General features: G+C 47.6%; 20 protein-coding genes. 14 read left to right on the forward strand and 6 right to left on the reverse strand.

What is annotated here, in order from left to right:
- Positions 1-39: 39 nt before the first annotated feature.
- Positions 40-729 carry a LytR/AlgR family response regulator transcription factor gene (locus AC1XUF_RS00775; protein WP_483339649.1) on the reverse strand — a complete coding sequence of 230 codons (690 nt, stop codon included), beginning with the start codon at positions 727-729 and terminating at the stop codon, positions 40-42.
- Complete coding sequence (locus tag AC1XUF_RS00780; protein ID WP_483339650.1) at positions 726-1871, reverse strand: sensor histidine kinase; 1146 nt, start codon at positions 1869-1871, stop codon at positions 726-728. The genes AC1XUF_RS00775 and AC1XUF_RS00780 overlap by 4 nt, the downstream gene beginning before the upstream one ends.
- 194 nt (positions 1872-2065) lie before the next feature.
- Between AC1XUF_RS00780 and AC1XUF_RS00785 the strand changes: the two genes are divergently transcribed.
- Together AC1XUF_RS00785 and AC1XUF_RS00790 are read left to right on the forward strand one after the other, a co-directional pair.
- A complete protein-coding gene (locus tag AC1XUF_RS00785; RefSeq protein WP_483339651.1) occupies positions 2066-4537 on the forward strand; it encodes an ABC transporter permease in 2472 nt (823 codons plus the stop codon).
- Between the two features lie 346 nt (positions 4538-4883).
- Entirely contained in the window at positions 4884-6035 is a 1152-nt protein-coding gene (locus AC1XUF_RS00790) for a M57 family metalloprotease (protein ID WP_483339652.1), read from the forward strand.
- Positions 6036-6314: 279 nt separating this feature from the next.
- Here AC1XUF_RS00790 and AC1XUF_RS00795 read toward each other — a convergent pair whose 3' ends face one another.
- Positions 6315-7556, reverse strand: coding sequence for a sensor histidine kinase (locus AC1XUF_RS00795; protein ID WP_483339653.1), 1242 nt, complete (start codon positions 7554-7556; stop codon positions 6315-6317).
- Positions 7557-8057: 501 nt separating this feature from the next.
- Between AC1XUF_RS00795 and AC1XUF_RS00800 the strand changes: the two genes are divergently transcribed.
- The 6 genes from AC1XUF_RS00800 (at position 8058) to AC1XUF_RS00825 (ending at position 13707) form a co-directional block, all read left to right on the forward strand.
- Complete coding sequence (locus AC1XUF_RS00800; protein ID WP_483339654.1) at positions 8058-9080, forward strand: sensor histidine kinase; 1023 nt, start codon at positions 8058-8060, stop codon at positions 9078-9080.
- Positions 9077-9853 carry a LytR/AlgR family response regulator transcription factor gene (locus tag AC1XUF_RS00805; protein ID WP_483339655.1) on the forward strand — a complete coding sequence of 259 codons (777 nt, stop codon included), beginning with the start codon at positions 9077-9079 and terminating at the stop codon, positions 9851-9853. The genes AC1XUF_RS00800 and AC1XUF_RS00805 overlap by 4 nt, the downstream gene beginning before the upstream one ends.
- 113 nt (positions 9854-9966) lie before the next feature.
- On the forward strand, positions 9967-10782 hold the full coding sequence (locus tag AC1XUF_RS00810) for a sterol desaturase family protein (RefSeq protein WP_483339656.1): 816 nt from the start codon (positions 9967-9969) through the stop codon (positions 10780-10782).
- A 360-nt stretch (positions 10783-11142) separates the two neighbouring features.
- Positions 11143-11541 carry a hypothetical protein gene (locus AC1XUF_RS00815; protein WP_483339657.1) on the forward strand — a complete coding sequence of 133 codons (399 nt, stop codon included), beginning with the start codon at positions 11143-11145 and terminating at the stop codon, positions 11539-11541.
- A gap of 38 nt (positions 11542-11579) precedes the next feature.
- The gene (locus AC1XUF_RS00820; RefSeq protein WP_483339659.1) at positions 11580-12629 is read left to right on the forward strand and encodes an alpha/beta hydrolase; all 1050 of its coding nucleotides are present in this window, start codon (positions 11580-11582) and stop codon (positions 12627-12629) included.
- A gap of 13 nt (positions 12630-12642) precedes the next feature.
- A complete protein-coding gene (locus AC1XUF_RS00825) occupies positions 12643-13707 on the forward strand; it encodes a serine hydrolase domain-containing protein (RefSeq protein WP_483339660.1) in 1065 nt (354 codons plus the stop codon).
- Between the two features lie 124 nt (positions 13708-13831).
- Here AC1XUF_RS00825 and AC1XUF_RS00830 read toward each other — a convergent pair whose 3' ends face one another.
- Positions 13832-14209 carry a hypothetical protein gene (locus tag AC1XUF_RS00830; RefSeq protein WP_483339661.1) on the reverse strand — a complete coding sequence of 126 codons (378 nt, stop codon included), beginning with the start codon at positions 14207-14209 and terminating at the stop codon, positions 13832-13834.
- A 198-nt stretch (positions 14210-14407) separates the two neighbouring features.
- Positions 14408-15505 (reverse strand): FAD-dependent monooxygenase, encoded by a 1098-nt coding sequence (locus AC1XUF_RS00835; RefSeq protein WP_483339662.1) that lies wholly within the window; start codon positions 15503-15505, stop codon positions 14408-14410.
- A 95-nt stretch (positions 15506-15600) separates the two neighbouring features.
- Here AC1XUF_RS00835 and AC1XUF_RS00840 point away from each other — a divergent pair, with 95 nt between their 5' ends.
- The 6 genes from AC1XUF_RS00840 (at position 15601) to AC1XUF_RS00865 (ending at position 24231) form a co-directional block, all read left to right on the forward strand.
- Entirely contained in the window at positions 15601-16548 is a 948-nt protein-coding gene (locus AC1XUF_RS00840) for a helix-turn-helix domain-containing protein (protein WP_483339663.1), read from the forward strand.
- A gap of 143 nt (positions 16549-16691) precedes the next feature.
- Complete coding sequence (locus AC1XUF_RS00845) at positions 16692-17282, forward strand: TetR/AcrR family transcriptional regulator (RefSeq protein ID WP_483339664.1); 591 nt, start codon at positions 16692-16694, stop codon at positions 17280-17282.
- A 53-nt stretch (positions 17283-17335) separates the two neighbouring features.
- Positions 17336-18400 (forward strand): efflux RND transporter periplasmic adaptor subunit, encoded by a 1065-nt coding sequence (locus AC1XUF_RS00850; protein ID WP_483339665.1) that lies wholly within the window; start codon positions 17336-17338, stop codon positions 18398-18400.
- Between the two features lie 9 nt (positions 18401-18409).
- The gene (locus AC1XUF_RS00855) at positions 18410-21520 is read left to right on the forward strand and encodes an efflux RND transporter permease subunit (RefSeq protein WP_483339666.1); all 3111 of its coding nucleotides are present in this window, start codon (positions 18410-18412) and stop codon (positions 21518-21520) included.
- Between the two features lie 10 nt (positions 21521-21530).
- Positions 21531-22814: a TolC family protein gene (locus AC1XUF_RS00860; protein ID WP_483339667.1), complete on the forward strand. Its 1284-nt coding sequence runs from the start codon at positions 21531-21533 to the stop codon at positions 22812-22814.
- A gap of 316 nt (positions 22815-23130) precedes the next feature.
- On the forward strand, positions 23131-24231 hold the full coding sequence (locus AC1XUF_RS00865; RefSeq protein WP_483339668.1) for an acyltransferase family protein: 1101 nt from the start codon (positions 23131-23133) through the stop codon (positions 24229-24231).
- 28 nt (positions 24232-24259) lie between these two features.
- On the opposite strand, the gene AC1XUF_RS00870 is transcribed toward AC1XUF_RS00865, so the two are convergent.
- The gene (locus AC1XUF_RS00870) at positions 24260-25681 is read right to left on the reverse strand and encodes an amidohydrolase family protein (protein WP_483339669.1); all 1422 of its coding nucleotides are present in this window, start codon (positions 25679-25681) and stop codon (positions 24260-24262) included.
- Positions 25682-25834: the final 153 nt, after the last annotated feature.

The raw sequence follows: 25834 nt of genomic DNA on the forward strand, positions 1-25834 counted from the left end.
TCGCTGGTTAATCGGATTTGGGGCAAGCCTGCTTCCGACTCATGTTAGTCCAAACCTCGCTCTCACCGATGACCGATAGCTGTTCCCGATAGGTATGATTTCGCCACCAACCGTTAGCTGATGGGCCTCGATCAGGGTAACATGCGTAATAGCCACCACATAAGACTTGTGCACCCGGATGAAATCCGAAGCGGGAACCAGGTCGAATACGCCACTCATATTTTCGCGGATTAGGATTCGTTTGTTCTTCAGATGGACGGTCAAATAATTGCCGTCCTTTTCCAGATAAAGGATGTCGCCGGGCTTCACCGGGTACGTTTGCGGCCCGCTTTTCAGGTTAATGGTAGCCTCATTCGCTTGAATGCTGTTCTGGAGGAAAGCCGCTTTTGCTGCTTTATCTATGGCCGTGAGGAAACGCTCGAAAATAACGGGTTTCAGCAGGTAATCCACCGCATTGAGGTTGTAGCTTTCCGCCGCGTAATGACTGTAGGCGGTTGTAAAGACGATCATTGGCCTGGGTGACAGCGACTGCACCAGTTGCATTCCGCTGATTTCGGGCATATTGATATCCAGGAAGATCAGGTCGACCTTTTCGCGGTTCAGATAGGCGATGGCTTTTAACGGTTCACGAAAAGTGGCTTTCAGGTCCACGAGGTCGGTACGAGCGCAATGATGCTCGATCACTTCCAAAGCCATCGGCTCGTCGTCAATGGCGATACAATTGATCATGAAATGTCAATTTGCAGGTTGATCATATAGTTGTTGTTCTGCAGCCCGGCGCGCAATTGATGCCTGCCGGGATAGATCAGTTCGAGGCGGCGCTTCACATTTTCCAGCCCAATGCCGCCCTTTTCCTCTTCCAGCTTTTTTACGTCACGATGATCCGTATTTGCGCAGGTAAAGACCAGCTTTTGCGGGCCGAGGGAGATCGCCAGATCGATATGCGAGCGCTGACCGATCACCACACCGTGCTTAAAGGCATTCTCAAGAAAGGGTATGAACAGCATGGGTGCGACCTGTACAGCTGCGACGGCAGCCGTTCCCGGGTACCGGAAACGCACATCTACCTCGTCGCGGGCAAAACGCATCAGGTGAAGCGCGAGGTAGTCTTCCAGGCAGTCCACCTCTTTCTGCAAGGAAACACGGTCGGTATCACTTTCATAGAGCATATAGCGCATCATGTTCGATAATTTGGCGATCCTGTCGGCGAGGTCGCCTTTCCCCTCTTTCAAGGCCATCGAATAGAGATTGTTGAGTGTGTTAAACAGGAAATGCGGGTTGACCTGGGCGCGCAGGAACCGAAGTTCGGTGCTGACCTGAAGTGCTTCGATCCTGCTTCTGATCAGCTCGTTCCGTACCCATTCTTTTATGAAAAAATACGCCGCGGCGGCACCGAGCACCGCCAGGAAGCTGAGCGCCATGACGATCTGCACCTGCGAGTGATTCTCTGAAAAAAAAGCCGCCAGGTCCGGCGAGGGGTGGAGCTCCGGCAGAGCGGGCTTGTCTGGCACGATAGCGAAAAGCCCTGAACGCAAGCTGATCAGTCTGCGGACCAGCAGGTAATTGGAGCTGTAGATCAGTAGCAGCCACCCGGCCAGCACCGCGGCCCGCGTAAAATGGCTTTGGTACCGGATGAGCCTTTTGAACAACCAAAAAACACAGCTGTAAAACAGCAGCATCAGAAAGACAAGCACCACGCCCGCGTAAGGAAACCTGGCAAGCCCGGACGTCACCCATCTATCGCCGGCAGGAGAGCGGTCTGTCAGCTCGAAAGAAGACTCGAAGAATCCCTGTAATGCGTAGTACATCACAAGCCAAAACAGGCCATGTGCGAAGAACTCGATAAAGTAGCGGGTTTTAATACGTTGCATGCCAGTAAAAATAATAACCGTGGCCGATCCAAACTTAAGGTTGTGATGAACAGGCGATTTTTGTGATCGGTCAGCAGGCGTATTTTCCGGATAAGAAATCCGGGTCGTTCATCACAAAAATTGGGGGAGCAGGAAATGACCGCCTACAATTGCCTTGAAAATCAGTGAAATGATGAAACGATTTACGACATTTTATGCTTAAAAACTATTGGATCGTCGCATGGCGCAGTCTTGTCCGCAACAAAATTTACAGCCTCGTCAATGTCCTGGGCCTGGCGCTGGGAATCTGTACCTGTCTGGTCATTTATTTGATCGTCAGCTACGAATTCAGTTTCGATAACTTTCATCCTGAGCGGGACCGCATTTTTTGTGTGGACGCCGTTTTGCGTGGCGGTCACTGGAATTGTGTGCCTGGTCCTGTGCCGGCGGCCATGCGCCGCGAACTGACTGGCTTGCAGACAGTGGCCGCCTATCATACCTATGGTGCCAGCGTGACCATACCGGGCGACCAAATTGGCAATCCGACGCGCTTCGGCGACGACGGCAGCATTGCTATCGTGGAGCCGCAGTACTTCGATATATTTCGCTACCAATGGTTAAGCGGAAGCGCTGCGACTTCCCTCAACATACCCAACTCAGTTGTGCTTACCGCGGGAAGGGCCAGGAAATACTTCGGCAATCTCGACCCGGACAGGATCATCGGCCGGACTATTTATTACCAGGATTCGCTGATCGTGAGGGTAACAGGGATCGTCGCCGATTGGACAGGCAACAGCGATTTTAATTTCAGTCAATGGATTTCTTATGCCACGATACCTGCCAGTTTTCTGAAAAATGAGATCATGCTGGACCGCTGGGAGGATCTGAATCGTTCCAGTCAGGTCGTGGTCAAACTGGCTGACGGGGTGACGCCTTCACAGGTAGACGCGCAGTTTATCGACTTTGCCAAAAGGCACTACGGGCAGAAACCGGCGTTCTCGGCGCGTCTGAAACCGCTATCGGGAAGCCACTTTGATCGGGAATATGGCGGTGCCGGCAGAAAAGCCAGCCTGCCGGTGTTGTACACGCTCATGGCTGTGGCAGGCTTTATCCTGATTCTTGCCATAGTCAATTTTGTCAATTTGTCGACTGCGCAATCCATGCAGAGAGCGAGAGAAATCGGTGTCCGAAAGGTGCTGGGAGGCAGCAGGTCGGGTATTGCGGTGCAGTTTTTTACCGAGACCTTGCTCGTGACGGCAGTGGCGGTGGTGCTTGCCGCGCTGATGGTTACGCCGGTGGTCGGCATGTTCTCCGATTTGATACCAAAAGGAGTTCATTTTCGTCTGAATGGCGACACGCTTTTATTTTTGTTGCTGGTTATTGCCGCGACTACGCTTCTCGCGGGGTTTTACCCAGCGAAGGTGCTGGGGAGTTACCAGCCCATCGTGACGCTGAAAGGGATCAATGCGGCGCCGGGCGGCGAAACAGGAGTGCTGCGCAGAGGACTTATCGTGTTCCAGTTTTCCATATCGCTGGTGTTTATCATAGCCTCCTTCGTCATTGGCTCGCAGTTGAGGTACGTGCTTCATACGTATCTGGGTTTCAGGACGGATGCCGTTATTACGCTCGGTGGTCGGAGTGCGCATAGTCTGAGTAATTCAATGGTCTTGTCGGATGGGAACAAAAATCGGCAGCCCGCTCAAATAGAGACGGGCAAGATAGCGGTGCTGGTGGACAAAATCCGGCAACTGGCCGGAGTGGAGCAGGTGATCAGAGAGTGGAAGTCGCCTATGGACCAGATGCATAGTGGATTCGGCGGCGGCAGTCTGAAGAACAGCAGTGAGAAGCCCATCGACATATCCTTTCATTTCGGCGATCAGGATTACACCCGTTTTTATGGGATAAAGGTGATCGCGGGGCGAAATTTCTTTCCCGGCGACAGTGGCAGGGAGCTGCTGATCAGTGAAGCTTGTGCGCATGCATTGGGTTTTGCGGATGTGAACAAGGTTGTTGGCCGGGAGATGGTCGTCAGTCCTGTCGAAGCCTACCCCATAGCGGGAGTGGTGGCCGATTTTTACGAGAACTCTTTTCATCAGGCGAGCTGGCCGGTCGTCATCAGGCACGATCCCGCAAAGGAGACCCTCATTGCCGTCAAAATTGCGGCAAAGACCATGACCGCCGACAGGCTGAAGACGCTCATCGGCAAAATAGAAGAAGACTGGAAGGCCGTCTTTCCCGAGAAACCGTTTGCCTTTTCTTTCCTGGAAGACAGCATCGCCGATATGTATGCGGACGATCTTCGGACCGAGCGGCTGACCAATCTGGCCATGGGGGTCACCGTTTTTATTTCCTGCCTGGGCCTGCTCGGCCTGGCCATTTTTTCTACGGAAAGAAGAGCCAGGGAAATTGGCATCCGAAAGGTGTTCGGCGCTACCGTGCCGGGTATCATGGTCATGCTCTGCAAGGAGATCGTGCTGCTGATCGTCCTCTCTCTGCTGATCGCCGCACCGCTGGCCTGGTACCTGATGGATAAATGGTTGCAAGGTTTCGCTTACCGGACAGCACTTAGCTTCTGGATGTTTATCGCAGCAGGAGCGGCGGCCATCGGATTGGCGTTGCTTACCGTAGGTTTCCAGGCAATGAGGGCAGCGAAGGCGAATCCGGTCAAATCATTGCGTACCGAATGACCGCTACCAGTGTTGCATTTAAACCATCTCAATACCCCCGATATCTGACTCGTTGCAATGCACTGCTGCTCAATATTATCATGTATGTTTTCCACTTTCGCGGTCCCTATTCATACCGTATAATAAAAACGTAAAAAAATATTTGCATTGTGCTATTTTAATTTATAGAATTACTACGTATTTAAACAATAAATAATTCTACAAACAGGATGAACGTACGCTGTCATGGGACGCTTTTAAGATCAATTTATCCAGAAAAACTTACAGCATAAGTAATGATTCGCGCTTCTGACGGCGCGCGTTCTGTCAACCAGCAATTATTCATTTACTCTAAACCTAACTTCTGATGCGAAAAAAAACTACGTACGGAATCTTCCTTCTGGCCCTGATTACCTTCCAATGTACGACCCAGGATCAAGAGCCAGTTTCGAAAAATGCTGCTTTGAATTCTCATGATCGCGAGATTTCTGACTTTCTGGATTGCCAGGGCTATGATGTAAATGGAGCAGTATTCTATTCGGACCACGTGGTCATAGAGGGCGATATGATCATGCGGCTTGACGAAATTAAAAGGTCGATGGATGGTGGTCAGGAACTGCAAAATCAAAGAACCTCCCAGTATGTTGTTAACACCGGAGGGGTTGTTAGCACTGCCAATGTATATGAAATATCCTTTTTCATCGATGCTAGTGTCGGTCCTATTGACGGAGATTGGGAGGCTGCCATCCGAACGGCCACGCAAAACTGGGAAGATATCCCCAACTGTCGCGTCAGCTTTAATGAAGTAAACAGTGCGGCCCTGGCCGATCTGGTGTTCTATGCAAACACTGCTCCCGGTCTTCCGTCGTGTGCTCCGAATATGCAATCCAATGTCGTGGCCATTTCCGAATTTCCAGGGAACGACCAGCCAGGCAGATGGGTCGCTATCAACACGAATGATGGTTCGGATAACCAGGCGAACCGCGAAACTTTCATGCGCCATGAGCTAGGGCATGTCCTTGGTTTCAGGCATGACAATGCCCCGACATTTGAACCAACCGATTCGCCGTCAAATTATAATTGTGGCAATGCCGTATTTGGGGCAAATCAACTGATCGGAACACCGCAAAATGATGCGCCATCCATCATGAGGCCTGGATTTACCTCAACCGAATCCGTTGGTTTCTCCGGTAATGACACAAAATCGGCAACTTTTTTATACCCTGACGGATACTTTAATTACACCATAACCAATGTTACCCAATACTATAAGACGCCAACCACAAGGGATGTGAGCGTGACGATTTCTTATAACCCGGTTGCCATGTACCGTTTCTTTGTTGAAAGGACAAACCCCTGGGGAGGCACGGTCCTTCAAAGTCAGGAGTATCATGAAGCCCTGACTACCTATAGCTTACGGGATGTTCCGTTGGGCACTTGCAGATTCCGTATCAGGTCGCAAAATTACCGTGGAGATTTCAATATCACCGGTCCTGATTTCTCGGTAACGATTCAATAATATATTACTCTCTTTGGGCCATGCATGCGCGACCCATTTCAGGACGCTCAAAAAGAGTGCAGGATTAAAATTCCTGCATTCTTTTTGAGTCTCTCGTCAAATCCCTGTGCACACGGTAAAGTCTGATATTCCCGGCGGCTTACAGATTAGTCGGGGATGCGACATTACATTCAAAAATAGCCTTAGGGCGCAAATCTGGCTGTTGTGCCAATGGAGAAAATACAGCGGACACCCTGGGCGTCGTGTAATCATAGCGCGATGGTCGTATCAACGTCTCGGTCATGAAGGTTGCAGGCGATCTGCAAAAGTCAGTCGGGCAGTAAACATGGCCGGTGTGTGTTCAATAAGAAATGCGATGTCGAGCAGGGAGGCGATATCGTTTACCAGCATCAATCCGATACCACGCTCAGACCTATTTGACATGGGATCGTTTTCCGAAAAATGAGGGCTGCCGGGATCCTCACGTAGATTGCTACCTATTTTTTTGAGAGAATTCTCAATGACCAATTGGAATCCCGTGCCTTTTTTTTGTATTGCTATTTTAATCACCCCGTCTGTGGTGAACTTGGTCGCGTTGTCCAGCAGATTGTGTATGATGACAGCAAAAAGGTTATCGTTTGAAATAACCTCGATCTCTGCACCTATATTGATTTCTAAAATGTTCTTTTGGGAATCGATTATCCCTTTAAATAGCTTTATTTTTTCTTCAACAAGACGCAACACGTTTACCGGCCTGCGGTAAATGGTTTCTTTGTTGATCCATCCTTTGGAAAAGGCCAATAGATTATCCATCAGAGTGGAAATATTTTCAAGAGAGGTTGCGAGTTCACCGGCAATATCTGTTACCATGCCGATGTCATTTTGAGTCAGCAGGACATTTATTCTTTTGGCGATCAATGTGCCGTATTTAAGGGGCGAATTTACGTCATGCGAAATCGATGCAACCAGGCGGGATAGCAAGTATACCTGATTATCAAGCTCTTTACGGGAATTTTCCAGTGTGGACAGGGTATCCTGGAGTGCTGCCGTACGATCAGACACCAGGGCTTCCAGCAACCGTCGTTGTTGGATGGCCTCATTTGCTACTTGTCGCTCGCGATCGAGCCTGGCCTTTTGGTTTCTTCTCTCATTGTCGAGCAGGGAAACCATCGGCGCAATGATCAAACCGATCAGCAGACCGCGAATCGATAGACGAACCGTTGCAAGCCATAGGGGGAGATCGCGCATGGGCGTCAGCGGATAATCTTCAAAAGCAATGTTGGTAACATAGTAAAATAGGTTTGAAAAGACAGTGCAAATGAGCATAACCAGTGCAATTTTCTGCCAGTTTGCAATCGTTGTCCGATAGAACGTCAGGCTGGCTATATACCATAATGCCATGCACATGACCCAGATCATGATCTCTGAACCTGTTAGATTGAGGGGATCATCTCCCTGCCCTTGAGAAAGCCTGATCGGTAGAACGGAAAGGGACAGAAACGTTGATATGAGGGCTCCCAGCTTCAGGTTGACTGCTTTCATTTATTTGAGGGGCGTATTTTTAAGTTATTATTTGCGATGTCAGGCCCATGTTCAGAAACGTGAGGCAAAAGAGGAGCAAAATATGGGTCGGACGGGAAAATCCGGGCGTGAGATGGAATATACCGGCCGGGAATGAAAAACATGTATCGCATCTCTGTTGTTACCATTCAAATGGGCCTTATAGTCAATAGATTACTTTGTTCACTCAAATGGCTGACCAAAGAAAGTAACTGAGTCGTTTAACTTATTGGGATATGTTCCGACGTCAAAATGAATCGCAATTGCAAAAATTGGATTTAATCTTGAACATAGAAACTAATGGGATATATTTTTTGGACAAAATTTAGAAGTGTAGTTTGAAATGGCAGGTGTCAACTCAGATTGTCGATAGGCCGGAATGGAAGGCTAAACTGACAGTTGAAATATTCCAGCTTACCCCCTGATTTGTCTAACTGACAGCCGTGGCTGTCGCAGCATATCAATTTTTCTCTAAGTTTAAAGATGGATAAAAATGAGCGCCGTATTTGCTGGTACAGTTCCCTGCTGATCTCCCTGATGGTAAATTCACCGAAACTTTTGGCTTTGCGTGAAAACGGGCTCATGGCCCAATACTGGCATTTCAATCCCTTTGAACTTCTATTCCAGTGCGCATTCAACCTGTTTTTTTGCGCCTTTCTTTTCAGCATTAACCTGTGCAGGGGAGAAGGGTTGTCATCTTACAGGGAAAAGGGGAAGTACTTCTTCTATGCGACCTTCAACTTCCTTGCTTTCCTGGTTTTATTAACAGCCGGTACGGTATCTCAGCGTTTGTTTTTTCCGGGTCTTCAATTGCCGCGTCTGATGTTCTCCGGTGTCTTTTTTCGACTGACCCTGAGTGCCATATTGACCGCCATCATCGTCAAGATCATTTTGCTGATGCGCAATTCCAGTAGCATGGCAGCGGAAAACCAGCAATTGAAAAATACTAACCTGGCTTCAGAACTACAATTATTAAAAGAGCAGATGAACCCGCATTTCCTGTTCAATTCCCTGAGCAGCCTTTCGGCGGTAGTCCGTGAAAATCCGGAGCAGGCCCAAAAATACATTCGTGACCTGTCTGCTGTTTTTCGTTACGCATTGGTAGGTTCCCATACGGATCTGGTCAGCCTTGCCGACGAGCTGACAATGCTCAGATCGTTCGCCAAACTGATTTCCATGCGGCTGGAAGATGCATTTGAGCTCACCATCGATGTTGCCGATGCATGCCTGCCGGTTAAAATACCGCATTTATCTTTGCAGCCCCTGCTCGAAAATGCAGTGAAACATAATGCTGCAACAGCAGAAAGGCCATTGCAGGTAGTCATTGAATCAAATGAGGATCAGCTTATTTTCAGTAACAGCATTTGGGAAATACCAACACCGGATGCGAGCAATGGAATGGGCCTCGCCAACCTGAATGAACGTTTCAGGATCATGATGGACCATGAAATTGAGATCAGCAGGTCTGATACACACTTTATCGTAAAAATCCCTTTAAAGCGATGACCAATATCCGTATCGTGGTCGTGGAAGATGAAGCAGCTACTGCCCGCAGCCTCGTCCATATCTTAAATGAAGCAGACGAACACGTCACTGTTGTTAAAACATTGAGTGCGGTGTCCGGCGCAGTCGCATGGTTCAATGACCATCACGCAGCCTATGACCTGATCTTTATGGATATCCGTCTGGCAGACGGCGTTTCATTTGATATTTTCAAACAGACAGCGATATCCCGCCCCGTTATTTTCGTGACGGCCTTCAACGATTACGCGATTACCGCGTTCAAGAACAATGGTATCGACTATATTCTGAAACCATTTGACCCCGATGAGATCAGAGGTGCGCTGGATAAATATAAAAACTGGACCGGCGCTGCTGAAAAGCCAGGCGGACCGGAGTTGGCTGAGCTACTGGCACAACTGGGCAACCTGACGAGGTCCTATAAAAAATCCTTCCTGGTGCACTATCGGGATAAGCTGATCCCACTGGCAACAGATAAAATAGCTTGGTTCTATACCGCAAATGAAGTGGTTTATATCCGTACTACCCATGACAAGCAGTATGTCGTGGAATCAACCATGGAGCAATTGGAGCAACAACTGGACCCAGCGCTATTCCTGAGGGTAAGCCGACAGTTTATTGTCAACCGAAATGCGGTGGTCGAAGCCGAGTTTTATTTCAGCGGGCGTTTGCTGGTTAGGGTAAAGCCCGAGCCGGACGAGCAGATCCTGATCAGTAAAGCCAAGTCTGCCGAATTCAGAAAATGGATGAACAGCTAGGTCAGTTCACCCCCACGTTTTTCTATTTCACCGGGTTTAACAAGGTCTGAAATCTACTTTCGGGCCAATTTTGCAGTAAGGCGTCAGGCCAATACAAACAAAAAGCCAAGGCAATGAAAAACGACATCGGACCCTACCGGATCTACCTATTGTTGGTTGTGACCGGGCTGATTTCCGCTGAGATCATCTGGAGCTGGAAAAAAGACAAAGGCGCTTATCATGTAAAGGAGACTGTTTCCAATCTGGCTGTCTTTGCAGGCTTCCAGCTTTCCAAATACCTGTTTGCCGGTTATCAGTTGAGCTTGCTCGGTTTTTTTGCTAGTCTTTCCCCATTCATGCTGCCGCATAGAGGCTGGGTCTTCCTGGTCACTTTTATCACGGCCGATTTTATCTATTATTGGTTCCACCGCATATCACATCTTTGGAAACCCTTATGGGCCTTTCATATGACGCATCACTCGGCGATGCACATGAACCTCACCGCAGCTTACCGGCTCAACTGGTTCTCAGCACTTGTCAGTCCGTTGTTTTTTGTCCCCGCAGCTTTGCTGGGTATGCCGCCCGACTTTATTGTGATATCCTACTCGCTCAATCTGGCATATCAGTTCCTGTTACATACCGAAGCTGTGGGCAGGCTTGGCGCAGTTGAAAAGGTAATGGATACGCCCTCGTCACACCGGGTACACCATGGCAGTAATCCTATGTATATCGACAAGAATTTTGGAGGTGTCTTCATTATCTGGGACAGGTTGTTTGGTACTTACCAGCCTGAAACCGAGAAGGTAATGTACGGCCTTACGACCGGCTTTTTAAGCCATAATCCATTTAGGCTCGTCTTGCAGGGTTTTATCGACTGGTTTAAACCGGCCAGTTCAAGAAGCGCCACAGTCAGCTCACTCCCAGTATCAGACACTTCTCCGGAAAAATGATAAACAAGCGGCACAAAAAGGTCATACTTATAAATATCATTTTAGAAATTCAACATTATGAAAAAGGTCATTTTATTGATTTGCCTTGCCGCCGTCGGCATGGCAAATACAAAAGCGCAAACACATGTCATTGTACGCAGACCCGTCGCCCGTGTTGTAGTCGCTCCGGTTCGGCCGATTATTGTAGCCTTGGTAAGACGCGTAACAGTAAGACCGGCCGTTGTTGTGCGGCCAGCGGTCGCTGTGGTACGGTCGGCAGCATACAGGCGTGTAGTAGTCATTCACCGCTGACCAGACCCGCTATCATATGCCGATCCAAAGAGTATTGTATCAAATCAAAAAAATAGAAAATCAACAAATATGAAAACGAGCATCTCCACAAAGGGAATAATCCTGACAATGAACCTATTATTTATGCTGTCCGGTCAACTGATTATCGCGCAGAACGCTTCGGTAATGCAGGATATGACGCCGCAGGAAAGGGCAAAACTTCAAACGGAAATGATGAAAAATAAGCTCGGCTTGGATTCCGTACAGCTAAACCAGGTTGAAGCCATTAACCTGAAATATGCATTGAAGAACGAGCCGGTCATTAGAAGTGGCGACAGTAAGTTATCTAAGTTCAGAAAGATCAGCGCATCGAAAAAAGAGAAGCAGGCAGAGCTGAAAAAGGTCCTCACCACCGAACAGTACAGACAATACCAGGCTTTTCAGGATGAGATGAAGGCAGGCTTGAAAGAGAGAAGGAAAAAACGGTAAATCTGAACAAACCAAAAATAGAGCATCAACAAAAGAAAATGAAGACGATATTATTCAGTTTATACCTGCTGGCATTGATCCTCTCAGGCTGTTCCAAAAATACGGACGCGCCGACGGCAGAACCGGTCGACGATGACCTTGCAGGGCCGATTTCCCGTCCGTCGTCGGGATATGGTGCCGATGGTACTTATGCGGTATCGGAGATTGAGTTTACCAATACCGAATATCCGGGAACGAATGTTACCGTGTTTTATCCGGCGGGCACTACCTCGCCCAGGCCGGTGATCTTATATTCGCACCCTTATGGAGGCGAAAGCAAAGAATATAACAGAGGCCTGTTCGAATTCATAGCCAAGAAGGGTTACGCAGTTGTATTTGTTCCCTATGCGACTAATGATACCAGTATAGACCACCGTTACACCACTTTATGGACGGGCTTCATCAAAGCGGCCGCCGATTACCCCAATATTATCGATACCGGAAAAGTGGGATTCATGGGGCATTCATTTGGTGGTGGCGCATCAATTGGCCTGGCCTATAAAGCTTTCACCGAAAAAGGCTGGGGGCAGGACGGGCGTTTCCTGTTCACAATGGCGCCCTGGTACAGTTATCAGATCACTCCCGACCAGCTCGCCAACTTCCCGGCCGATACGAAGATGATCACCCAGGTTTATGACGAGGATGTATATAATGACCATAGAATGGCCATCGATATCTTTAAGAACATCTCTATTTCCAATGCAGAAAAGGACTACTATTACCTGAAACCGTCAACCGTGGCAGGCTATAAATATGCGACGGACCATACGCTGCCCAACACCCGCACCGCCTACGATGCATATGACTATTACGGGGTTTATCGTTTGCTGGATGCACTGATTGATTACAGTTTCAACAAAAATGCAGCCGGCAAGAACGTGGCTCTTGGAAATGGTTCAGCTCAGCAGGTGACCATGCCCGGGTACAACCGCGAATATATGGCCCCTCTGGAAGTTACAGATGCGCCGGTGCCCAGGTACAACCAGGATAAATACCAATTCAAATGCAATAGTACCCGCTATAACCCAAGGATTGCTTACTGCGAATAAACGCCTGAAAAAAATGAAAAAGATAATAGTACTGATAACAATGCTGCTGGTGCTCGGCGATGCTTGTGCCCAGCCATCATTTACTCAGTTGGACCAATGGCTTGCTGCTCATGCCGGCGAGATGGGTGGACGGCTGATACTGGTGGTCTACAAAGATGGAAAGGTGATTTACAATCGAGCGGTCAATGAAATGAGTGGCAGGCAGCAGGCACTTGTCCGGCTGATGGCCCAACGGAAGGGAGAGAAACCGGATTTAGGTGATTATACCCAGACAACAAAACAGCAGATCGCCAGTTGCAGCAAATGGCTGAGTGCAGCGCTGGTGATGACTTTTGTGGACGAGGGCAAAATACAACTTACCGATACGGTCGGAAAATTCCTTCCTGTTCTTTCAAAAAATGGAAAAGGCGGCATTACGATCGCAGATTGTTTGTCCCACATGACGGGGATCCTGTCTCCGGATTTAAAGGAGGACCTGAAAGAGAAGCGGCAGGCCAATACGATGGATGAGGTCATCAATCAGATCGCCGCCTACCAGGCAGAAGGACTTCCGGGAACAGTCTTTCGTTATAGCAATACAGGTCTGCAAATCGCCGGTGCGGTGCTCGAAAAGATCAGCGGCAAGCGTTTTGAAACCCTGTTTGCCGAGCGGATCGCCGGGCCGCTGGAAATGAAAAACACGGATTTTGGAAAGGGACCAGTAGCACTGCCAGCGGGCGGGGCCAGCAGCACTCCCGAAGACTATATCCATTTTTTAACCATGGTTTTGGACAAGGGCAGCTTCCATGGGAAAAGGATTTTATCGGAAAAAAGCATAGCCCAAATGCAGGTAAACAGAATCACCCCGGATGTAAAGGTGGCCTATACACCTGCTGAGGCGGGTGGCGTGGGATACGGTTACGGGGAGTGGGTGATGGGCAGTGGTGCGGTCAGCAGCCCGGGCCTCTTTGGCAGTTACCCGTGGGTCGATCACAACAAAGGATACTGCGCGTTTTTAATGGCCTTTTATCTGAAGCCCGACGGGCGACAGGCTAAATATGCTGAGCTGAGAAAACTGGTCGATGCTCTGATAGAATAGGGACGATGCACAAAGGGGGCAGGGGCCGTCTGAAATTGCGGCCTCTGCTGACTACGCTCCGTGTCAATGAAATGTTACCTGCGTTATGGCTTGATTTTGTTTTAACAGGCCGATTAAGCGTGTTTTATGGTTGTTTCTGAGTGGGATTGTATGCTTTGAATGTCAGGAAGATGCCGATGAGGATTAAGATGATTTCCAGCCCAAAAATGGAAAGATTATTCTCGAATTCCGCCTGCTGTGCCTGGGGGAAAAACATTCTCAGCAAACCCATGATGAGCGCCGCATAACCCACCAGCGTCAGCACGGTTGGCCAGCCGTAGGTCCAGATATTGTGGTTCCTGACAATGGCCAGCCCCGCAATAAAAAGCAATACGCCATTCAGATAAATGACCGGTACGATTTGCGTATCATACAACGCAGGATTCCATAGCTTCATTTCCGATGCAACCATTACGATCAGCGTCGGCCCGACAATTCCGGCAATTGATTTAGATTTTTCCATTTGTTTTCTCTGGACTGTACTACACCATGCCAGGTAACGGGCAGGTATCGGCCATGGTGTGTCAGCCCCCGCCTTTGCCTAGGTGATATCGCCGTTCGTTATCAGCATGTTGCCCATCAAATTCAGGGTATTCCATTGCGGGCGCACCTGGCCAAATGCAACAAAAATACTAACTATTGATTTTTTCGTGATATCTGTTTACTTCTTAAATCTGTCAATACTTGCCTGGATGCCTTCCGATGTTTCAGGAATTAACCAGTTTAATCCTTGCTCGATGCGGGCTTGTACATTTACCACATAGGGTTTATAAGTTTCGAAATATTTGGCAAACGCCAGGTTGTGATTTCCGTTTGAAGCGTAAAGTTCTTTCGCCAAAATCGTTGCTCCCTGCATAGCCAGGCTGGTCCCCATGCCTGTCGGGAAGCTTGTGGTGTGTGCCGAATCGCCTACCAATGCCACTCTGCCATTTGCCCAAGCGGACATGTGAATTTGACAAACTTCATCAAAATATAAATGATTGGATTGTAACATCGCTTCTAAAATTTCCGGAATACGCCATCCGCTATTTTTGAAATACTCGTGCAAAATTTGTTTATGCTGTTCGGGGTTTCGGTAGTCGTATTTTATTTTCGGTGACCTGAAAGCAAGGAATGCATTTACGACCGTATTAAATGGATATAATGCTGATACCTTGCCCGGCTCGCGATAAATCAACGCAGTATTATTCTGGACTTTCATCTCCGCTGCTTCGGCAATGGCAAAGTAGGCGCCGAAAAATTTAGAAAAATTTACTTCGTCACCAAAGACTAATTTTCGCACCAGAGAATGCGTGCCATCTGCGCCGAAAACAAATGCATAGTTTTCCTTTTCGCCATTTATAAAATTTACTTCAACATGATCTGGATGCTGAGTGAGTTGCTCAATCCTATTCCCAAAAATAAACTCAACATCGCCGGCAGGAATATTCTGATAAAGTATCTCCACCAGGTCGTCACGCTGAATTTCAATGTCCCCTTCGTATTCAGCCTGTTTATTGATTCCAAATCTTATCAATGTTTCACTTTCGGCATTCACCATTTCAACGTCATGTATAAATTCTTTTGCCTTTATTTTTTCATAGATATTCATTTCTCTCGCAACTGATAAGGACCCGGCCCTTACATCTATTGGCGAACCGCCTTTTCGTACCCCTTTGTTAATCTCAACAATACTTACCTGATAGCCATATTTATTTAGCCAATAAGCTAAGGTTAACCCTGCGATGCTTGCTCCTGAAATTAAAACTTTCTCTTTCATTTTTTTTCTGATGATTTATTTGATCTATCTGCAAGATTATTGGTTATTTTACAGATAAAATAGCCCAATAACTAGTAAAAATAGTCGTATAAACGATGGTACATGAAGATGAAAAACAAAGTATTATTCGGTTTTTAGATAAAATCGGCTATGCTAGCGGCGATAATACGGTCGAAAACATTGAGGTACATTTTCAGAAAATATTTGACTTTCTGCCTGACTTAGCCATGTTTGCCGCATCTTACACAGTTAAAAAATCATTTACCCGACTTACCCGTCCTCCCCAAAACATCAAAGACAGTGTTTGTATCTATTTCAAAAATATCTTTGAGATTAAGGATCAGAAAAATGTCAAAGGCATGCCTCAATTTCAGGATGAAAAGCCTTACATCAGGGTCTTTTCACCGGGTTTTTCACATCTTAGCCTGTTTAAAAAGGACTGCCATGTTTCGATAATTGCTTTGTTTGTTAACGGTGATTTTTTAAAAAGCCTTCTAAGAAATGACGCGGAAAAATTTCAATATTTATTCGAAGGAGACAATAATTTTCTACTTGAAGAAATAATGACCGATGACATGATCCGCGTCGTCAATGAAACTGTGAAAAAAGAAAATCAGATACTATTGAGTGATTTTCATTATAAACTGAAAGCCATCGAATTGCTTTACTATTTGTTTCGAAGCTTGGGCAACAGATCACAGTTGGCACATCATAAATTCAATGAAAGCGATATTTTATCCATTTATAAAGTGCGTGATGCCCTGATTTCAAAAATAGATAAGCCGCAATCCATTGCGACATTACGGCAGATAGCAGGTATGAATGAAATGAAGATGCGAAGACTTTTCACACAAGTTTTCGGCATGGGCATATACGAATATTTTCAGTTCATGCGAATGAAAGAAGCAGGCAGGCAGCTAAGAGAAACATCAAAAAATGTGAGCGAAGTAGGTTTTGATCTAGGGTTCACCAACCTAAGCCACTTTACGCGGGAATTTGAAAAATACATGGGCATTAAGCCGAAAAAATACCAGAGGGTGTAGGCATATTGTGTCGCTGTGCGGACATCCGTGGCATTTGCGTCGGGAAGGGGTCGTTTTACCTGGCAAGGAGCTGGTGGGCGACACGCCAAAAAAATGTAAGAAAAGATTTGGTGTTCATTCGACATTAAATGTATTTTTGTCGAATGAACACCAAAGAAGACCATATTGTAAGAGAGCATATCATCCGTATATCCAAGGACGTATTTAAAAGGCATGGGCTCTCAAAAGTATCTATGGACGATATTTCCAAGGCGTGCGGTAAAAGCCGCAGCTCGTTATATCATTATTTTAAAAATACGAAGGACATTTTCGAAGCGCTGGTTGTGGAAGAGTTTTCCGGGCTGATCAGTGAGGCCGACCGTCATTTGCAGCCCACGGCCTCGGTCAACGCTAATTTCTACGGTTATAATTCAATGAAGCTGAAAGGCATTAAGAACCTTATCAAAGAATATTATAACATCGTCGAAGATCTAAGGAATGAACCTGAAATCTTTCTAAAGTTGAACAATGTGTCCCTTAAGGAGGAAAATGCAATGACCAGTAAGATCCTGAGATGGGGAATCGCCAATGGTGATATCGCCCATCTTGACGAGGCAGATATTGAATTTCTCTCTTCGGTTATGGTCACAGCATTTCGCAGTTTTGAACAAGAATTGATCCTCTACAACAGATTGAATGATTTGGAAAACAGGCTTGAGTGGCTCACCAACCTGTTGTGTAAAGCTTTGAAATAAATTTTTTTGCCTAATAATCGACAAAAATGCAAATAACGTCAAATGTTTAATGTATGAATAGCTTTAAGACTTTGAATGGGGCTATGGTCCTGGCCTTGATTGGTATTTTGGGCTGTAACAGCAGCGAAAGGGATTCGGTAAAGTCCCCGGTAAACGTTGCTGTGTGGCAAGCCGACACGGCCGGCAAAGCCGCAACGGGCGCTGAGACTTACATAGGCACTGTGGCTGCCGGCAAAACAGTGGACCTGAGTTTCCAGGTGAGTGGCACGATAACCTCCTTTCCGGTACAAGAAGGGCAGTATGTCGCCAGAGGCCAGCTTATTGCGGCTGTGGATGAAACGGTGTACCGGAACCAGTACGAGGCACAGGCGGCGCAGGTGAAGCTGGCAAAGGAAAATAATGAACGCATATCCGAAGTGTTCCGCAAGGGTAGTATTGCCGAGATTCGTATGCTGGAGGCACGCTCGCAATATGAGCAGGCCGAAGCAGTGGCCCGGGCAACTTACCAGAATATCGCCCATACCAGGATCACCGCCCCGATCAGCGGATACATCAGTGCCAAGCAGGTTGAAGCGGGTGCCACTGTCGGACCAGGTGTACCCATTGCCAAACTATTGGACATATCCTCGGTGAATGTGGAAGTGCCTGTACCGGAAGCGGAAATAGGCAGGTACAAAAGAGGGGCGAAAGCAACGGTGAGGATAGCCGCATTGCAAAACCGGGTGCTGGATGGAATTGTGGACGAAACCGCCGCGATTGCCACAGTCGGAAGCCCAAATTACACCGTCAAAATCAGGTTGAGTAATACCGATCGATCGGTAAAACCTGGGATGGCCTGCGAGGTAGTTTTTGCAAACCTGGAAAAAACAGCTGACGGCCCGGCCACAAACGGCCTGGTTATTCCCATTGAGGCTGTCCAGGTGGATGAACTGGGCAAGCGGTTTGTGTATGTGGCCGATACGTCGGCAGGTAAGGCTGTAAGGAAACAGGTAACAGTAGGGGACTTGTCCAGCGACGGCATAACCATCACTTCAGGTCTTATGGGCAATGAGAAAATCATTACATCGGGTATCCACAAAATTACCGACAACACCCCCATCCATATTGTCAATCCATAAACAGCCGAGATGAGCAAGAAATCAAACATCAATATGGTGGAATGGGCGATGCGCTACAATGCCTTCCCGATGACATTGGCTGCGGTGCTTTTTATAGTCGGTATCTACGCCCTGTTCAATATGCCGCGCAACGAATTCCCCGAATTCACCATCAGGCAGGGCGTAATCATTGGCATCTACCCCGGTGCTTCCAGTGAGCAGGTGGAGCAGCAGCTTACCAAAAAAGTGGAAGAATACCTCTTTTCTTTTAATGAGGTTAACAAATCCAAGACCTACTCTTATTCCAAGGATGGGATGATGTATGTCTTTGTAGAGGTGGCCGAGCATATCAATGACAGCGATACGAAAGCATTTTGGAACAAAATAAAGAATGGCGTGCTGGTCCTGAAAGCCCAGATGCCCGAAGAAGTGCGCGGTATTCTGGTGAACAGCGATTTTGGCAGTACCTCCGCTGTGTTGCTGGCCGTTGAATCCAAAACACGGCCTTATAAGAGCCTGCAACAGAATGTGGAAGATATTGAGGATGGTCTCCGTCAGGTAAAAAGCCTGGCCAAGATCACCCGGGTTGGGAGCCAGAATGAGCAGATCGGTATTTATGTGGATAACAATAAACTTATCCAATATGGCATAACGTCAGGCACGCTCATGCAGGCTCTTCAAAAGGAAGGGGCGATCAATGCGGCCGGAACTATTGAAGGGCGGGTGCTGGACAGACCCATTTATCTGACCTCTTTCTACAAAACAGAGGCGGACCTGGCCAGTCAGATCATCAAAAGCAGTGGCGGAGGCATCATCCGTCTTCGTGATATCGCCGAGATCCGCCGGGAATATGAAGATCCTGAGTCGTATGTGACAGCCAACGGGACCAAAAGTATCGTTATCTCTATGGAGATGGTTACGGGAAAAAACATTGTCCATTTTGGGGAAGACCTGGATGCAAAGCTGGCGGCCATTCAAAAGACACTTCCTTCCGATATCAGGCTGTCCAAACTGGCCAATCAGCCCGAAGTGGTGGACGAATCCATCAGCCACTTCATGAAAGAATTCGGGTTTGCTTTGCTAGGTGTCGTCATCGTTGCTTTGATATTCCTTCCGCTCAGGGTCGCTTCGGTAGCGGCTGCTACAATCCCGATCACCATTGCTGCCACACTGGCGCTGATGTACATGTTCGGGCTGGAGCTGAATACGGTTACCCTGGCCGCTTTGATCATTGTGTTGGGTATCGTTGTGGATGACCCCATTGTGGTGATCGACAACCATGTCGAAAAACTCGACCATGGCCTGGGGGTCTGGGAGGCAGCGAAGCATAGCGCCATGGAGTTGTTTCCGTCGGTTTTTACGGCCACACTCGCCATCGCGGCCACCTTTGCCCCGCTCATGTTCTTTATGACGGGTATAGCTGCGGATTTTATCAGTGTATTTCCACTGACCATTATAATAGCGCTGACACTTTCGCTGGTCATCTCGATGCTGCTGGTACCTCATTTTAATACCCTGTTTATAAAAAGAGGATTGCATGATCAGAACAAGAAAGCCGACAAAAAATCGATGCTGGACCGCCTGCAGGGTTTCTTTGACAAACATATTTCCAATGCGGTGGGTCATCCAGCCATTACCATCGTGCTGGGGGGGCTGTCCGTCATCGCCGGTGTGGGCCTGATGGCCAAACTGCCGCAACAGCTGTTCCCGAAGGTGGAGCGCAACCAGTTTGCTATGGAAATATACCTTCCCAACGGGTATAGCCTGGCGCAAACCGATAGCGTGGTCAAGAAGATGGAGAGGATCATGGCCGCTGATACCCGGATAAAGACTTACACAAGCTTTATCGGCACAGCTTCACCCCGCTTCCATACCGTGTATGCACCTAATCTTCCAGCGAAGAATTATGCCCAGATTCTGATCAACACTACCTCTGAGAAAACGACAGAAGAGATACTTTCTGAATACCAGAAAAAATACGGGGACCAATTTCCGACAGCCTATGTCAGGTTAAAACAACTGAACATGGTGTCGGCTCCCGCCCCGATAGAGGTACGGATATCAGGAGGCGACATAACCGAATTGAAAAGAGTTGCGGGGGCCGTCAAACAGATTGCCTCCAGGCAAGAAGGGGTCACTTGGGTGCGTACCGATTACGAACAGATGCAGGAAGGTATCCGGCTGGATGTAAAAACGGACGAAGCATCGCGGTTGGGCCTTAGCAAAGAAGATATTGCAAACGTCGTTGCGATGAACATGCAGGGATTATCGGCAACCCAGCTTTGGGAGAACGGTTATGCGCTGGATGTGAAGGTTAAAACCGACAAAAGTATCCGCAGCGACGTGGGCAAGCTGGCAGGGCTGAGCGTGCCCGTACAGCAGTCGCGGACCATTGTACCGCTTCGCCAGGTTGCCGGCATCGCGGCAGACTGGCACCAGGGACAGATCGTGCGTCGTAACGGTATACGGACCCTGACGGTGCGGATGGACATTGAGCAAGGTGCTGTAGCCGGACAACTGTTTGAAGAGATGCGCCCGGCAATCGAGAAAATCGGACTTGCCGAGGGTATCAGTCTTTCCTATGGCGGTGAATATGAATTGCAGCAGGAAAATATGCTCCCGATGGGCGGCTCGCTGCTGGTGAGTGTGATCATCATTTTCCTGATACTGGTGTGGCACTTCAAGCACCTGAAACATGCATTGCTCAGCCTTACCACCATGCCGCTGAGCATTCTGGGGGCTTCTTTTGGGTTGATGCTGATGCGGTATCCCTTTGGGTTTACCTCATTCATCGGACTTTTGGCCCTGTGCGGTATCGTAGTGCGTAATGGTATTATCCTGATCGATTTTGCGGAGGAGCTTCGCCTCAAGGAAGGGTTGTCTGTAAAAGAAGCTGCAGTGCATGCTGCCGGGCGAAGGATGCGCCCGATCTTTCTGACATCCACTGCAGCGGCGGTGGGGGTTATCCCGATGATCGTCAGCCGCTCTTCTTTATGGGGGCCTCTGGGTACAGTGATTTGTTTCGGACTGCTGGTTTCCATGCTATTGACACTATTTGTACTGCCCGCACTTTATCTGCTTTTCTTCAGAGGGGAAGACGGACGACAGCTACAAACAGAAGAGCCCCAAACGAAACTTTAAAAAAACAGCAATGAAAAATAGAAGCTTAATATTTGTTTTAACATTGAGCCTGCTGGTATCGCAGGGACGGGCCCAGACCAAGGTACTCGGTCTGGAAGAAAGCAAACAGTCGGCCCTCGCATACAGCAGGACTCTGAAGAACACGGAGCTGCAAATTCAGTCCGCAAGGGCAGATATCATGTCAGCAAAATCGGCCTATTACCCTTCTGTAAGCCTCAATGGCGTAGGGATATATGGCTTCAAGGACCTGATAGGCGCTATGCCACCATTGTTGGAGCAGAGCGTCGGCAACCTGTACCTGGTCAGCGCGGGGGCTACCCAGCCCATTTACGTAGGCGGAAAAATCAAAACAGGCAGCCAGCTTGCAGGTCTGCAGCTGGAAGTCGCCAAAATCAGGGCAAAACAATCCACGGATTCGGTTCTGCTGGTTACTGAACAGAAATACTGGAACCTGGTCAATATCCAGGAGCAGCAAAAAGTGATCGCTGCCAATGAAAAAATGCTGGAGGCCATCTTAAAGCAGCAAAACGACATGCTGACTTCCGGCCTGATAGCCCGTAACGATATGCTCAAGGTAAAAGTGCAGCGCAGCAGGCTGCTGCTCAACAAGAGCAAGCTGGAAAGCGGGCGCAAGCTGGCATTGCTCGATTTTTGTGTGTATACCGGCGTCGCGTTCAGCGACTCCTTGCTGATGCAGGATACGCTCGCCATACCTGACCAAATACTCCCTTTATTGGATCAGAGCGACGCACTGGAAGAAAATAGTACCTATGCATTGATGAAAAAGAGCCTTGAAGGGGAAAAACTTCAGACAAAACTGGCCCGTGGAGAATACCTGCCAACGGTTTCTGTGGGACTTAACGCAGCCCAGATCGGCGGGGTAAGTAACGGCCTGGGCAGTAAATTTATGCCGCTTTCGATGGCGACCGTGCAGGTACCTATTTCCGACTGGTGGGGAAAGGGCAAACAGAAGCTAAGGCAGCGCAAGCTAAACGAGCAAATGGCCCTGAACAGATTTAAAGATGTTGAAGACCAGCTTCGCGTGGGTATCACCAAGGGATGGTACGATATGTCCGATGCGCTTAAGGAAATTGGTTTTGCCTTCGAGAGCCTGCAACAGGCCGAAGAAAACCTGAAAGTGAGCCGGGACAACTATGCAAGCGGTCTTGCCGGCATCAGCGAGCTCATGGACGCCCTGGCTTTATACCAGCAGGCCCATAGCGAGCTTGTAAATTCCCGGGCCAACTTCAGGAGCAAGCAGGCCAGCTATTATTTTCTGGCCGGAAAAAATTAAGTTTTTACCATCAGCTATTGAATTGCAACTGTGGCACAGGATAACAAAACGTATCCTCCTGTCAGTAAGGCATCGTCAGGAGTGTAATGTAGATGCACCTGGTTGTTGAGCTGTAATCTTCCGGTGGAGTATTTTTTTATATTTTGATAACGGACATGGGCACATTTAGCTGCGCAATACGGACTTCATAGGACGTATACTTTTATTCAGCGGTATTGAACGGTGTAGAATGGGTTGTAACTTGCGGTAATTACTCAACGTTACAAAGAGGGCATGGAACATTCTGTGTTTGCTTTGTTTTTCCTCCTCTTGCCAAGTGAAAAACAATACCACAACAGATCCTGTAAAACAGGAGAACCTATGGTTGAAAACAGCCGAAAAAATGGAGCTAATGCGTTTTATCGCCATTAGTTCGGTGATTTGGAACCATTGTCAGCTCGACTGGCAAGAGTGGGACGGAATAAAAAACCTGTTGTTTTTAGGTAAGATTATATTTGAACAGCTTGGCAGGTTTGGAACCACTATGTTCTTTATCATATCAGGTTATTTTTTATCTATACTTTTGCCAAAGTATAGTGTCGCCCGTTACCTAGGGCGAAGATTTGGAAGCACTATCCTGCCCTGGATGGTATTTACTTTGATTTGGGTATTCATCGAGGTTTCTCAAGCCTATCTCAGACGGCCAAATGAATTTACACGTGCCTCCCAAATACTGGAGTTATTCAATGCTTTATTCATAGGGGCATTGTTTTATGCTGCCTACTGGTTTGTACCAGTTTCGATCTTTTCAAGTATTGTGCTTATCTTTTTCAGAAAGCACATCAACAAGGTTTGGTTTGGGGGGATTTTGCTGGCTATCACACTACTGTACAACATTAATTTGTATTTCGGTTGGGTTTCATCCAATCATACCAAGGCATTTCTGGGTTATATTTTCTACCTGTGGCTGGGCGTACAGCTCTATAGGAATCTGGATAAAGTAATGCAGCTTGTTAATCGTATTCCATTGATTGCCATTGCATTGGTTACTTTGCTGGCCCTATTCATTTCTGCACTGGAGGGGCAATATCTGGATGGTATCGGTTGCAAAGACCCGTTCGGTTCCATCAGGCTCTCCAGCGGGCTCCTTTCCCTATTATTAATTACTTTATCGCTAAAAGAGAAGTCCTATGATCAATGGATGCGTTTTCAGCGTTCGAGGATTGTTTTTGGGATGTATTTGGTGCACTGTATATGGATCGTACTTGCCTTTCCTTTTCTGCAAGCGCTGGCGACCCATTACAATTTATACAGTATCCTTAGCTTAAAGATCATCATGCAACTAGCTTGGTTTGTTTTTATTTTAGCTACATCCTATGGCACTGCGAGACTAATTAATAGATCTGGGTTGAATTGGATCATAGGGATCAAAATCTAGTGACAGGAAGCCGAAGGTCATCCATTCCCTACCGCTCCGTCAAACCGGACGAATGAAGTGTATTCCTGTATACAATCCCGTCTTTGATGATGGTCCTTTTTGAGCGTAAATTCTTATAATCCTTTAAAGGATTCTGCTCATAAATAACCAGATTTGCCTTTTTGCCTTTTTCAATCGAACCGTATTTGTATTCCAGGCCGAGCGCGGTTGCCCCATTGATGGTCGAAATTTGCAGGATTGCGGGAACGCTGAAACCGTACTGTGCCAGTAATAACTGTTCCGATAGCAGCGCTTTGCCGCCGTTGGGACAATCGGTGCCAATCCTGATCTTGATGCCTTTTGCATAGGCCCGTTTCGTCAGTTCTAGCAATGACCTGAAACAGCTGTCATAATGTGACCTGCGTTCCTTGCTCCACGCAGGATCAGGCCTGTTGTCCGCATTGGAAAAATAGGATTGCCCGAATTTTTCGGCAAACAAATGCAGTGTGGTTGAAAAAGTAGCCTTGTTTTTGGCCAGTACGCCAAGCAGACGATCCAGCTCTTTGGGACTGCTCGTCACTACATAATTTACAAGTTCTATGGTGTTCTCGAAGAATGGCAGTTCCTGCCATTTATCCTTTCCGTAGTAAAGGTCCAGCGACGCGATAAATCGGGGAATACTACTATCCTGGATCGCGCTCATCGGGATGGTGAACAAGTGTTCGTAATTTTTGAGGCCAGCCTGAAGCGTACTGTCCATTACCATAATATGCTGGTCAATATGTGCGTATGTGCTTATGCCCAGACTGTCGGCGGTATCGAAAGCGGCCTTGAACTCGGGCATTTGTAAACGCCAATATAGCTTTATATGCCTGATCCCACGGTTGTAATAGTCCAAGACCTTTTCCCTGGCAGCCGAAGGGGATTTAACTTCGGTATGCCCGATATAAGGTACGCGCTCCTCGTCAGAAATAAGTGCGGCACCGGTAGTATAGATATCCGGGTATTGGGCCGACGGCTTTGCCGACCATTCCAATATGGCATCGATCCAGGCTTCCGGCTGTCCCATAACCATGACCGTGGTGATACCCCAGGGCAGGTATTTATCGGAAAGTAGTTTTCTGAAATCCGTTTTTGTATGCTTGTTCAGGAATTTTGGGGCTGCATCGTAATCTCCGAACACATGTTGTGGATGAATATGGGTGTCAATCAGGCCGGGCACAACTAGCTTTCCGGCGACATCGATTGTTCTCTTGGCTTTAACCGGGACATTACTATCCACGACTCCGGCAATCGTATCGGCGTTGACCAGAATACTTTGATGCGTTATGACGGTACCGTTTTTTGAATTAAATACACTTGCATTGATGATGGCCAGATCGCATGGCTTCTCTTGCCGGCAAGCATGGATCAGCGACAGGGAAAATAAAAGAAGGTAGTGTCTGTTAACGCGGCCAATTAACGAGTTCATGATCATCGTCTTTTTTTTGAGTCCATCGCAGCTATGGAATACCAGCTGCCTGCCTTTTTTTGGAAATAAAAAATGTAATTGGCAGACCTGGCAGTCTGGAATTCAGCAAAACGTTTAACAACTCTTTTTTATACGGAGGTAAAAGGGCATACC

The organism is Dyadobacter sp. HNCC25DJ185, from assembly GCF_056895195.1.